Below are 12,912 nucleotides of genomic sequence, written 5' to 3' on the forward strand. Positions count from 1 at the left end.
GAATACTAGTATATCACACTTCATACCTTTTGTGTATTATGAGGAAGTTTTTTCATGGCAACAAAAGCTATAATCACACCAATTCCACAGACAACAGTTCCTGTCAAAAGCATTTGAGTTATTCCCAGATTATCAAGAATTACTCCGCTTATAAGATTAGAAAAAACACCGCCTATTGTAATTGCACTTGTGATATAAGCCTGACCTTTAACCTGATCCAGTTCTTCCATTGTTTCGCTTACATAATATGCAGCTGCCGGAACAAATACAGCATAGGCAAAAATCTGGAACGACTGGCTGAAATAATAAACTGCAAGATTTCCGGCAGCCATCAGCACAATCATTTTTATAAAGAACGCAGCACCTGAAAATACAAGCATCCAGCGGGAAGCAATCTTTTTAAGAACAAAGCCAATCAGTGCCATAACAGGAAGTTCAAGAATAGCCTGCAGAAAGTTTGAATAGCCCAGTTCTTTTTCACCGCCCCCGAGTCCACGTATAATCTGAATCATAAAATCATTTATCATATTGTGGGCAAAAAAGAAGCAGATTGTTCCAACCAGAAAAAGCATAAATGCCGGATAAGTTCGGGCAAAATCAGAAATCTTATTATGAGCGGCAGCGGGCTGTGAATTAGAAGAATTCACGACATCCCCATTACCAGAGGCTTCCCCTTCTGTCTTCGGTTTCTTAAAAGTAAACACAACTAAAGCCGAAAGAATCATAGAAATAATATTCACAAAAAGAAGCACATTCACGCCACGTTTTGCAACAAAGCCGCCGACAAATGCAGAAGTCACAGCGAAACTTGCAGAACCAAGTCCTCGTGCAAGTCCAAAATAAATAGGACAGCCAGCTTTCTGATACTCAAAACACAGAGCCAGTACAACCGGCTGATATGAAAACTGAATCAGATAAATCAATGCATAAACAACAAAGATAAATGCCTTATTTTCATGAAACACCAGAAGTGTTGCTGAACCGGCAAGAATCAATACCACAGAAATTAAAATAAAACGGCGGTTTGTAAGCGGGCCGGGCTTGTCTATTACTCCGGCAATCAGCGGCTGAAAAACTGCAGAAATTATATTTGCAAGGGCAAGCAGAATTCCAACCTGAGTATTTGTAAAGCCGTTCGCAAGCAGATACACTGCGGCATAAGCATGTACAGTACAAAAGGCTGCAAAATAAGAAATATTTATCAGCGAATATCTGAAAGTCCAGTTAAAATTATTACGGTTCATACAATCCTTATTCTTTTACTGCAGAATCATACATTGCAAGGATACGCTTAAATAAATCTTCATCAGGGAGTTCATTAGAACGCAAAAGTCCGGTATGACCTCTATCCTCATTTGGAACAAAGGTAAAACGCGGATTATCCTTAAATTTTCTGTAGTAGATTTTATATCCATATTCAGGAGGTACTGTTGCATCATCCATACTATGAATAATCATAACTTTTGCATCTGTAGCAGAAAAACCTTTTACGCCACTTGCAGTTGCATACTTTCCATACTTACAGGCTTCAAAGATTCTATAAAATGGAACAAAGAAAAGTACCAGATTACCGGCGATTTTTTTACCACCTGCAACAAACATTCCAGGTGAATCATTAAACCCTGCAACCTCGGCTACAGCCTTCACTTCCGGATGATAGGCAGTAACACTGCTGACACTGAAACCACCCCAGCTGTGTCCAAATAAAACAATCGGGAGTTTTTCAAAATTTCCACTGTTTTCAACAAAGGAAATTGCATAATCTAAATCGATTACTCCCTGTGGAAGACCACCTACAACCTGATCTTTTCCAAAACCTTCACTTTCATCATTTCCGGTTGCATCATAGGCAAATACAGAATATCCGTTTTTAGCAAAATAATTTATGATATCTGTATATCTGTTGTGTCCGCCTCCGCTAAAACCATGTGCAAAAACAACTATACCTTTTTTCTCATCATTGCCAATATTATACATATAACCGGCAAGACGCTGTCCTTTATTTGACTTAAAATCATATCTTGTTCTTTTAAGTCCTTCAAAATTTTCAACATAAAGTCTGTCTTCATCAGGCGTAATATAACGATTACAGAAATTGAACTTATAAGAAATAAGCATTCCTATCCAAAGTCCAGTTATAACCAGCACGATAAACAGAACTGTACAGATTTTTAAATTTTTAATTGTCTTTTTTGTCATTGTTTTCTCCAGTTCGTCAAATTATATTTTTTTTTATGTTTTATAACAATGATTTTGAAAACACTTTTCTTATGTTTCCATTATGTTATATAATTAAAACATGAAATCCTTCTATTCGAAACAGTTTTTATTATTTATTCGCATAACTTCTATCATTTTTATCGGAATTCTTTGTTATCTGACCGGACACGCTGTTTTCGATGTATTTTTGAATCATGATTACCCATGTATTTTCGGACTTATATGTGGACCTGTAAGTATTGTAATTCTGATTTTTGTTATACGAAATCCGCAGAAACTTGCTTTATTTGTCCCACCACTTATTCTATATTCAGTTTCAAATGCAATTGGAAATGCAAATACAGCTTATCCCATAATCTTTCTGGAACTTGCTGCCATTCTTTTATGGATCCGCGGTTTTTTCAACTGTCATAAAACAATTAAAATTTTTGGTATGGTTCTGATTTATCTGATTCCGGTTTTGCTTTATCTTCGCTTTGGATGGGCTTATTTTGCAGAACAGCTTCTTGAGATTCTGCAGATACTGCTTATTACCTTCTGTATCATTTACATAATGTATGAATATATGAAAGCGCAGACGTCAACAGACAAGATTCTGAATATTGCAGATTATTCCGAAACTACAGAACGAGATGCAAAATGGCTTACTCTCGTACAGCAGGGAGTTAAATACGAAGCGATCGCCATTGACTATGAACTGACTCTTGGCACTGTTCAGAACAGGCTCAATAAAATCTATCACATTCTTGAAACTGGCGACCGCATCGGTTTTCTTTCAATTTATTCAAATGCTAAAATTATTTATAAAAAGTAATTCAGCTTTTTCATTACATAAAAGTATGAGTCCAGCTAATTGCAAAGCGCTTAAAGTACCATTCACGTCCTGTTACTTTAGTATTTAAGATATCACTTTCTTTTTCGATTTTATTTTCAAAGCTTCGGCGGCTTGAGAAATCAAACAGACAAATCAGATTATCTTTTTTACCAATTTTAAACTGTACGAGAGGGCTTATTGAGATTTCCGGAAAATCCCCATCAAAAACATCATTATACACTCCATAAGCATCACCATTATAATATCCGGCAGCCTTGAACATAACTCCTGCAAGATTTATTGGAAGTGGCATCTGATAACCTAAAATACACTGAACCTGATAAGCTAAACCACGTACCTGATATTTTGAACACTGCCATTCATACAGACTGTCGCTTTCTAAACCTGCAATTCCAAAATAAATTGTTGTATAGGATGCGAGCAAAACAACATGACTCCAGTCTCCTGGAATAAGAGCGCCTGTATCAAACTGGAAAGTTACTGTACCCCATGCCTCATAATAAGGATGTGATATAGTTGAGATTGGTTCGTATTCATAAGTTGCTTTATTCATTTCGCACAAACCTTCAATTGGTCCTATATTCCAGCCCCAACCGATTGAACCTCCGGCCGAAAAAATCAAAAATGGCACAGGTTTAAATTCAATACTTAACTTTTGCTTTAATGAAATTGGAGTAAGTTCTAATGCACCACGAAAAGTAACATTAGCGTCAGAAACCAGCCAGTGTTCTCCAAGAGGTGTATTCAGCTTATATGCAGCAGTTAAAGTTGTACAGGCTTCCACTCCATCATAGACTCCGGTAATCGGGGCATAATGAGTATCTCCTGTAATAAATTCAGCTTTCGGATGGTAAGCGAAGTCTGTCTGAAGCGCAAGAGTAAATGGAGATTTTTTATCTGCATCATTATTATCATCCTGAGCAAAAACTCCAAAAACAGTTAAAACAGTTGCAAGTAAAATGGCTATTACTTTTTTCATTTTTTATCTCCCTATAACTTTTATTACTTTTATGATTCCTGCGACAACCGAAAGAATCACACTTAATATTATTATAATATACAAATCTGGAACAAATAATTGTACCACCCAGAGTGGGGTCTGTACAAATATTTTTGTAAAAAAGATTAACAACAGCGGCCAGATAATATAGCAGCTTACAGCAAATATTATACTGATACGTCTTTTTGTTTTTATTGATCTAATGAGTATAAAAATAGAAAAACAAAGCATACAAAGGTAAACAGCATCAATCATAATATGCAGCAGAACATAAGATTTATGATTAATTTTCTCAGGTTCTTCTCCACGAATAATTGAAAGGCTATCCCAGATTGCATTATCCATAAGATTATTTAAGCCAAACTGGTCACTTGCATTCAGCATAAAACAGACTCCAAGCTTCTCATCTGGTAAAATAAACATATAGGTAATTCCATTTTCAACCTGTCCCCCATGAAAAACAAGTTTTTGTCCCTTCCATTTCATAAAATTCCAGCCCATACCATAATAAGCCTCAAATTCTTTTACACCTAACGAAACATTTTTGTACCACATGGAATTAATACTTTCTTGAGAAATAATCTGATTTTTACCAGTCTGTCTGTTTTCAACAACTCCTTCATTCAGATACATCCTCAAATATTTTGCATGATCATGTGGTGTTGTAGCGATATAACCAGCAGGTTCATGAAACCACGATTTTTCAACAGGATATATAGCCTCTTCTCTTTTGAAAAAGCCGAAATAATTTCTGTTTCCCCTCAATAGTTTAGGACTATCCTTTACCTTCCTGGCATTCGCATTTGAATCTTTCATTTCCAGAGGATTAAAAACATTCTGTTTAATATAGTCTTCATAAGCCATTCCGCTTACCTTCTCAATAATTTTTCCAAGCAAATCATAATTTACATTAGCATATTCATATTTACCATAAGACTTCGTAAGTTTCGCATTATGGAGTTTTGCATGAGTATCAAAACCACTTGTATGATTCAAAAGAGAAAGCACTGTAACAGGCTTTGAAAACTTATAATCCGGCAGATAAACAGAAATATCATCCTCAAGCTTAATCTTACCCTTCTCTACAAGCTGCATTACACAAAGCGCAGTATACGACTTACTCATAGATCCAATAAAAAACTGCTGATCTAAACTTGTACATTCACCATATGCCTTCTCAAAAAGCGTATGGTCTGGGCTTGTAATAAAGAAAGCCATTCCGGGAATGTGATAAACTTCTGCTAATTCATCCAGATATGTTTCAAACTTTTGAATACGTTCAGAAGGAAGTTCTATTCCATCTTTGGCCTTAGCGAAACAATTTTCAGTAAATGCCATTAGCATTATCAAAAAGATAAACGATAATTTTTTCATAAAAACCTCACGCTGCAAATCATAAAGCATGACAGAAAGAAAACAATACTAAAGTGAGGAACCTAATATTGGGTTTATGAGGTAGTTAACATCTGTTTATACTGTAAAATCAGAATTGTGATATAATAATATGTAAGATGAAGTTTAAAAAAACATTTATTTTATTGTTCTCTTTTATTTCTCTTTTTTTATTTATTGGCTGTAATCAAAAAAAATCAGTTAGCCAGAATCTTAACCTCGAAAGCATCAACCAGCTCAACAGCGATACCTTTACATGTACCTTTGATGGCATTGAACATGATTTTATAGTTGAATTACCTGTCCAGAAAGAAACTTCAGAAAATGATGCAATAAAATCAGTTCCCCTTGTAATCCTCCTTCCCGGCTACAGTAATACGGCAGATCATCTTCGTTTTACTACGGGTTTTCATAAAGAAGCTAACTCACGCGGTTATGCGGCAGTTTATGTAACCGGCTCAATCAGTAAATATGAAAAAACGGGTGGACTTGGATGGAACTCGGGAATTGCTGCAAAAGGTAATCCTGATGTTGAGTTTATTGTGGCGCTTACAGAATATCTTCAAAAAGAATATGGCTTTGATAAAGAACGCACTTTTGCAGCAGGCTTTTCAAACGGTGGATTTATGATACACAGGCTTGCAATGGAAGCAGGAAATACTTTCCGTGCGGTTGCATGTGTTGCAGGAAAAATGCCTGAAAAGGTCTGGAACAACAGGAACAGAAAAAATCACATTGGCGTTATGCAGATTACAGGCGAAAAAGATGATGTTGTTCCAAAGAGATTTGACGGCACAGTAAACAATTCACGCGATCCTGCAATTGAAGATGTTATGGATTACTGGGCACTTTCAAACGGTTTGAAAACTATTGCTGTGGAAAATGTTGCCCGCGGCTCAAAGCTCACAAAATGGAATTCTGGAAATAAAGACTGCCAGGTGTGGCATCTGCTTGTAAAAGACAGCCATCACTTCTGGCCTACCGAACAGATTAACGGAATAGACGGCAACACAGTTATTCTGGATTTCTTTGATGCAAATTAAGATCTGAATACCATTAAACTTCTACAACTTCTATTTGAATATTTTCTTTCAGATTCTTAACTGCAATCTGAAAATCATCCTCGTAAATAATTTCACCAGGAACTTCAGAACACTTTGACATGTAAAGTTTTAATCCGTACTTTTTTGCCATCTCACGATAAAAAGTCATCTGGCGGTAAATGTCATTTCCCTGTGGAGTATCCTTGAACCAGGTAGTTGCGTGCTCTGGATTTCCCTGCTCATAAAAAGGCGGAACCGGCAGAACCTTTTCAAAATATTCGCGGTTCTTCCAGTACTCAGCAGTTTCTTCTTCTGTGAGAGTTTTTGAATCTACAAGTTTACCAATTGCAGTAAACAGGCCGCGAGGCTGCTGGGTAATATAAGCAATATCTGCTGTGTGAATTCTGTAAAATGTCATATATATATCCTTTTTTTTAAATTATAGATTATTTTACAGTTTTCACAATAAAGACATTCTTTAATAAATTAACTTGAAGCAATTTTCTTATTTGCTCCCCACAGTCCAAGAGCAATAAGCCATGCAGTTATAACCAGTAGAGGAAGTACAATCCAGATAGTGTTTAAACCGAAAGCAAGAAAACCATACCAGTCGTAAGCAGGATCGGGTTTTCCATTATTAAGATGAAGAAGTACATTCGGAGTATAAACAGAAGCATAAAGAGCCATTGGAATTATACCGGCAAAACTCAACTTAAAGGAAGGTTTTTCAGCAGCTTCAAAAAATATAAAACTGATGATACACAGCATTGGTGTTACAAAATGCATGAAAAGATTTGAATTCATAAAAAGCGAAAAATAACCAGTTTTTGAAGTTGGTGCCAGATAGAAAACAGTAATGAACATTGTAAAGGCAACAGCGTCAGTTGATGCAATTTTCAACAGATATAACCAGCAAGGAAGCTTCTCTGTATTTTTTCCAGTTGGACTGAATTTGAAAACAATGTAAATAACAGCAACAATTGCCGCCAGAATATTAGATAAATTTGTAAAATAACGGAAAGACTTAAAGTTCTTTTCTGAAAGGACAGAAATATCCTGCATAAACTTAAATCCAATAATAACACAGATAGTTGCGAAAATTGTAAATACAACAACAAGACAATTTAAAACAAGCGCTGCTTTCTGAGATTTAGTCATAAATAAAACTCCTGAATACTATTCAAAAAAAAATGGTTGCACGAGTCGTGCAACCATTTTTACTTATACTGCTTATTATATCTCTTTTAGAGTTTTTCGAACAGTACCCTTACCGCAATTTAATTTTGCAAAATATTCCTTTACCTTATCAGCAAGGCCAGCTTCAAACAGGTCTACACCGAAAATCTCTGCACGGTGTAACAACGAATCAATGTTTCCCGGCACATACTTTCTGCACTCATCCAGTAATGGATCAGGACTAAGTTCAAACGGATTACCATCATCACCAATTCCTGTAAGATAGCGCAGCCACAAAGCAAATACAAGAGGAACCACCTTAAGGTCTGCAACGTGGAGGTCGCTGCGACCAAGGTAGCCCTTAATAGTCTCACCAAAACGAATACTCAATTTCTGAGAAGTATCACAGGCAATGCGCTGTGGAGTATCCGGCATAAAAGGATTTGGAATACGGATATTTACAACCTCATCGATAAACTCACGAGGCTTAATAATTCCAGGATCAACAACAACAGGAAGCCCTTCTTCGTAGCCAAGGCGTTTTACAAGACGAAGCAAATCTTCATCCTTCATTTCATCTGCAATCAAGGTGTAGCCGAGAAGACAACCGCTTACAGCAAGGAAAGTATGAAGAGGATTCAGACAAGTACAAACCTTCATCTTTTCAACCTTGTCTACAGTTGCACGGTCTGTAAAATACAAACCAGCCTTTTCAAGCTCCGGGCGACCGTTAGGGAAGCTGTCTTCAATTACAAGATACTGACACTCTTCTGCATTTACAAAAGGAGCAACATAAGTTTTCTTAGAAGTGATTACAGGCTCCAGCTGTTCGATTCCGTCATCAGCGAGAATCTTTTCGATTTTTGCATCAGGTCGTGGAGTGATTTTATCAATCATAGTCCATGGGAAACTTACTTTCGAAGCATTGTTTACATAGTCAAGGAAACCTGGCTTACAAACACCACGTGTCTCCCACTCTTTTGCAAACTCGTTTACAGCAGCATAAAGTTTATCTCCGTTATGAGAGCAGTTATCCATGCTCACCATAGCAACTGGAAGTTCACCGTTTACATAACGCTCATGAAGAAGAGTCACAACCTTTCCAATATATGATTTAGGCAGTACAGGTCCCTGAGCAAAATCTTCTTCAACTCCAGGCATCATAACACCGGCTGCATTGCGAAGAAGGTATCCCTTTTCTGTAATAGTGAAAGTAACCATCTGAAGTGAAGGCGCACGGAAAATCTCACAAAGACGAGCCCAGTCAGCCTCATTGTCAGAATCAGCAGCAAGTGCTTCCATGATAGAGCCAACAACAGTTTTTTCAACCGAACCGCTGCTCTTAAGCGTTACAAGAGCACCAATATTATCGTGAGGGCGGTACATCTTTTCGATAATCTCATAATCATAGCCTTCAGCTACAACAAGACCACGGTCAAGCACACCGTCATTCAAAAGATTCTGAACAACATTAGCCTGGAATGCACGGAAAATATTACCCGCACCAAAATGAATCCAGAATGGCTCTGCCTTAGTTGCAGCCTCAACAGCTGCACGATCAAATTTTGGAAGAGAATAACCTTTGCTCTCCCACTCTGCTGTATTTTTTATTCCGTCTTTAGTAAGTTTCATAATTAATCCTTTATAGAGGTAAAGCTAAAAATTGCTTTCGCAATTTTTTTTAACGCTTTGCTATTGAACAACGCCCGCCAGCGGGCTTACACATTATCGGTACAACTTCACGTTACTGCGGTCAATAGTCTTCTCGCAGGCTTCCCAAAGTCCCTGAAGGTAAGTAGCACCAAGAGCGCGATCATACAAACCATAACCAGGCATAGCCTTTTCGCCCCAGATCATACGACCGTGGTCAGGACGGATAATTCCATCAAAACCAGTTTCATAAAGAGTCTTTACAATCTTGAACATATCAAAAGAACCTGTACTTGAAAGATGAGCAGACTCCTGGAAGTCGAGAACAGGATCATCAATAGCAGTATTAAACTTAAGGTTGCGAACGTGAGCAAAGTGAATACGTCCCTGAGCAGCCTTAATAAATTCGCAAAGATCATTTTTTCGGTTAGTTCCGTACGAACCTGTACAGAATGTCAAACCGTTGTGAGGATTGTCTACAGCCTTGAGCATGCGGCAAACCTTATCCTGACTAGTGATGATACGAGGCAAGCCGAATACAGGCCATGCAGGATCATCAGGATGAATAGCCATATCAATATTGTATTTATCGCAGACAGGCATAATAGCCTTAAGGAAGTAAACAAGGTTGTTGAAAAGTTTTTCTTCATCAACTTCCTTGTACATCTGGAACAATTCCTTTACACGAGCCATACGCTCAGGTTCCCAGCCAGGAAGAATAAATCCGTTTGAGTCCTTATCGATAGAAGCAAACATTTCCTCCGGTTTTACACCATCAATAGCCTTAGAATTGTAAGCAAGAACAGTAGAACCATCTTCGCAAACGCGTGCAAGCTCAGAACGAGTCCAGTCGAAAACAGGCATAAAGTTGTAGCAAACCATGTGGATATCTTCCTGTCCAAGGCGCTCCAATGTCTTAATGTAGTTTTCGATATATTTATCGCGATCGCCACCACCAATCTTAATGTCGTCGTGAATATTTACGCTTTCAATACCGGCAATCTTAAGCCCAGCATCCTGCACTTCCTTCTTAATCTTCTGAATAGCAGAAAGTTCCCATGCATCACCAGGAACAGAATCATACAAAGTTGTAATAACGCCATGTACCCCAGGCACCTGACGAATCTGCTGCAAAGTAACGGAATCAAAACCTGTTCCGTACCAACGTAAAGTCATTTCCATTTATGAACCCTCGAATATCTGAAATATTTATATCCAGTTTTTTATGATTTCAGTATAGCATCTGTCAAACGTTTTATCAACTAAAATACTAGCATACAAGTTTATATTTTAAAATATAGGTAATTTACAGTACGTTCCCCTCCCTCCGGTCGGGTCGCTACGTCCGCCATTCCACTTCGCTCCAGCCTCCGCACTCGCTCACTTCGTTCGCTCGCTTGCGGTGGCCGCCTTCGGCGTGGCTCCCATCGCTAACGTTTGACAATCTTATATTCGAAGGTTGCAGTTGCAGTATAGTCAGCTGCTTCAAATAACCACTGACCTATCTGACTTTTTATTTCATCACGAACAATTGCACTTAAAATTGATTCAGGAGAAATTTTTATTTCTGTTACATTACCAGATTCCAGAACCTTAAAAGTTATCGAAACAGTCTTAGATGCATCTATAGTCGCTGCCGCCTGTGCCGAAAGATTTATCACAGGGCTTGCAGGTTTAATCAAAGCACGTGATTTTCCATTCGACATCTCCATCTCAACCTTTCCAGAACCGCTGTTCTTTGTTTTTACAGCAGTTTCAGACTGAACTCCATTTGCAGCAACACCTTTAAAGGTTGAATTCTTAATTCCCTGCAATGCATTCGAAGTGGAAGAAGACGCAGTTTGAGTCTTAGTATTGTTAGAAGTAGATGTACTGGTCTGCTTTGTATCTGAAGTTGCAGCAGCTGTTCCTGCCGAACCAGAAAAAGCCGGAGTATTATTCTGTACGGTTTTCACCTGATTTGTGGTAGACGATTCGTCAGGTTCGTCATCACCAAACATCGCATCCCAATCAACAGCTTTTTTTTGCTGCTGTTTAGTCTGCTGAGCAAAGGCTTCCATTGGATCTACTGCATACTGTACAGGCTCCGCCGGTTTTTGAGTTGCAGCCGGTTTCGCAGCAGACTTCTGTGTAGTCGTTGTTTTAGCAGGCTCTTTCTTAGGCTGTGTCTGTGCCTTAGGCTTTGGAGTCTCAACCTTTTTTGGAGCCGGAGTTTCTACAGTTTTCTTTATCGGTTCCGGGGCGGGCGCTGGTGTCTCCACTACTTTCTCAACCACAGGTTCTGGACTTGCAGCACTTGCCGCAGACTGCTCTGCAGGAGCCGGAGACTCTTCGGTTTTCTGAACAACCGGAGTACTTGAAAGCACAATCTGCACTTCCTTGTACTGCTTCTTAGGTTCAGGTTTAATCACAAATGAGAAAATCAGAAAAAGCAGCCAGAACAGAACAGTGCCCGAAAGCGCAAAAAACTCACTTGTGTTTTTGCTTGAACTGTCCGGACCTAAAACAGGCTTTCCTCTATAATTTATCATTTTTCTGCCGTTGTCCTCAGATTTATAACACAGTAACCGCTTTCGCGAATTACATCAAAAATCTTTACGATAGTTCCATTTGTTACTTCAGAATCTGCTTCGAGAGAAACAGGGAACTCTTCTTTTTTCGTTGTTCCTGTATCAAAAATCAAAAGCTCTTCACCAAGGCCAGCCATCGAAACTTCCTTATCATTAAAATAAAGACCTCCGTTGCTGTCTGCAGTAATTGTAATCCCTTTAAGGCTGGTAGCTTCAGAAGTATGACTCTGAGGAAGATTCAGTTTGATTCCAGGCAAGGTTGCAAATGTAGTAGAAACCAGGAAGAAAAGAATCAACTGGAATACAATATCAATCATAGGAGTCATATCAACGTTAGAACGGATACGCTCCCGCTTAGTTTTTAGTTTCATAAGCACAACCCTCGCAACTTAGCGAACTCTTCCGGTAAGACGAAGCAATACAGAAGTTACACGTGCTTCCATTTCTACAACGCGTCGGTTTACCCGCGAAACAAAATAGTTATGAAAAATTACAGATGGAATTGAAACACATAGACCTGCAACAGTAGTTACAAGAGCCTCAGCAATTGCACCTGCAAGCAGAGCTGGATCACCCATTGAACCGCCGGAACCAAGTACACCGAATGCCTTAATGTTACCGGTTACAGTTCCAAGAAGTCCAAGCAAAGTAGCGATATTTGCAATAGTTCCAAGCGGAGTCAAAAGATGCTCAAGAGAAGGAATCACAAAATCCATTTCTGCTTCTACAGCTTCACGTAAATCAAGCTCTTCATAACGGCGGCAATCCATAGCCTTTTTTACAACCTGAGAAAGCGGAGTATCAGCCTGAGCACAGGCAACTGCACAAGCCTCAAAGTTTCCGGCAGCAAGAGAGCCATCAAGATCACTCATAAGTTTCTGATCACGCTTATTGATATTAAAAAAATAAATACATCGTTCGATGATAATGAAGGTCGCAATGATTCCACAAACGATAATTGGGAACATCAACGGTCCACCTGATTTTAATGTCTGAAACATATATACCCCCTTAAAAATCCATAAG

13 protein-coding genes are annotated in these 12,912 nt (G+C 38.5%); 2 read left to right on the forward strand and 11 right to left on the reverse strand.

From position 1 onward, the window contains the following. Window positions 1-20 precede the first annotated feature (20 nt). Together AABJ44_RS10815 and AABJ44_RS10820 are read right to left on the reverse strand one after the other, a co-directional pair. On the reverse strand, window positions 21-1,244 hold the full coding sequence (locus AABJ44_RS10815; protein WP_338369061.1) for an MFS transporter: 1,224 nt from the start codon (window positions 1,242-1,244) through the stop codon (window positions 21-23). A gap of 7 nt (window positions 1,245-1,251) precedes the next feature. Next, complete coding sequence (locus tag AABJ44_RS10820) at window positions 1,252-2,199, reverse strand: alpha/beta hydrolase family protein (protein WP_338369063.1); 948 nt, start codon at window positions 2,197-2,199, stop codon at window positions 1,252-1,254. A 100-nt stretch (window positions 2,200-2,299) separates the two neighbouring features. Between AABJ44_RS10820 and AABJ44_RS10825 the strand changes: the two genes are divergently transcribed. Then, window positions 2,300-3,034 carry a hypothetical protein gene (locus AABJ44_RS10825; RefSeq protein WP_338369064.1) on the forward strand — a complete coding sequence of 245 codons (735 nt, stop codon included), beginning with the start codon at window positions 2,300-2,302 and terminating at the stop codon, window positions 3,032-3,034. 13 nt (window positions 3,035-3,047) lie between these two features. On the opposite strand, the gene AABJ44_RS10830 is transcribed toward AABJ44_RS10825, so the two are convergent. Both AABJ44_RS10830 and AABJ44_RS10835 read right to left on the reverse strand, forming a co-directional pair. Next, window positions 3,048-4,034, reverse strand: coding sequence for a hypothetical protein (locus AABJ44_RS10830; RefSeq protein WP_338369065.1), 987 nt, complete (start codon window positions 4,032-4,034; stop codon window positions 3,048-3,050). Window positions 4,035-4,037: 3 nt separating this feature from the next. Continuing rightward, window positions 4,038-5,429, reverse strand: a complete 1,392-nt coding sequence (locus AABJ44_RS10835) for a serine hydrolase domain-containing protein (protein WP_338369066.1) — start codon at window positions 5,427-5,429, stop codon at window positions 4,038-4,040. Window positions 5,430-5,566: 137 nt separating this feature from the next. Here AABJ44_RS10835 and AABJ44_RS10840 point away from each other — a divergent pair, with 137 nt between their 5' ends. Further along, entirely contained in the window at window positions 5,567-6,490 is a 924-nt protein-coding gene (locus tag AABJ44_RS10840) for a CE1 family esterase (RefSeq protein WP_338369067.1), read from the forward strand. 13 nt (window positions 6,491-6,503) lie between these two features. On the opposite strand, the gene AABJ44_RS10845 is transcribed toward AABJ44_RS10840, so the two are convergent. The 7 genes from AABJ44_RS10845 to AABJ44_RS10875 form a co-directional block, all read right to left on the reverse strand. After that, window positions 6,504-6,908 carry a hypothetical protein gene (locus tag AABJ44_RS10845; protein WP_074642635.1) on the reverse strand — a complete coding sequence of 135 codons (405 nt, stop codon included), beginning with the start codon at window positions 6,906-6,908 and terminating at the stop codon, window positions 6,504-6,506. Between the two features lie 68 nt (window positions 6,909-6,976). Further along, window positions 6,977-7,648: a hypothetical protein gene (locus tag AABJ44_RS10850; protein ID WP_338369070.1), complete on the reverse strand. Its 672-nt coding sequence runs from the start codon at window positions 7,646-7,648 to the stop codon at window positions 6,977-6,979. 75 nt (window positions 7,649-7,723) lie between these two features. Continuing rightward, window positions 7,724-9,298 carry a mannitol dehydrogenase family protein gene (locus AABJ44_RS10855; protein ID WP_338369072.1) on the reverse strand — a complete coding sequence of 525 codons (1,575 nt, stop codon included), beginning with the start codon at window positions 9,296-9,298 and terminating at the stop codon, window positions 7,724-7,726. A 93-nt stretch (window positions 9,299-9,391) separates the two neighbouring features. Next, window positions 9,392-10,498 (reverse strand): mannonate dehydratase, encoded by a 1,107-nt coding sequence (uxuA, locus tag AABJ44_RS10860; RefSeq protein ID WP_338369074.1) that lies wholly within the window; start codon window positions 10,496-10,498, stop codon window positions 9,392-9,394. 248 nt (window positions 10,499-10,746) lie between these two features. Further along, window positions 10,747-11,847: a hypothetical protein gene (locus AABJ44_RS10865; RefSeq protein ID WP_338369076.1), complete on the reverse strand. Its 1,101-nt coding sequence runs from the start codon at window positions 11,845-11,847 to the stop codon at window positions 10,747-10,749. Next, the gene (locus tag AABJ44_RS10870; protein WP_338369078.1) at window positions 11,844-12,257 is read right to left on the reverse strand and encodes an ExbD/TolR family protein; all 414 of its coding nucleotides are present in this window, start codon (window positions 12,255-12,257) and stop codon (window positions 11,844-11,846) included. The genes AABJ44_RS10865 and AABJ44_RS10870 overlap by 4 nt, the downstream gene beginning before the upstream one ends. 18 nt (window positions 12,258-12,275) lie before the next feature. Further along, window positions 12,276-12,887 (reverse strand): MotA/TolQ/ExbB proton channel family protein, encoded by a 612-nt coding sequence (locus AABJ44_RS10875; RefSeq protein ID WP_338369080.1) that lies wholly within the window; start codon window positions 12,885-12,887, stop codon window positions 12,276-12,278. Between the last annotated feature and the right edge of the window lie 25 nt (window positions 12,888-12,912).

The organism is Treponema bryantii, assembly GCF_036492245.1.
Lineage (GTDB): Bacteria > Spirochaetota > Spirochaetia > Treponematales > Treponemataceae > Treponema_D > Treponema_D bryantii_C.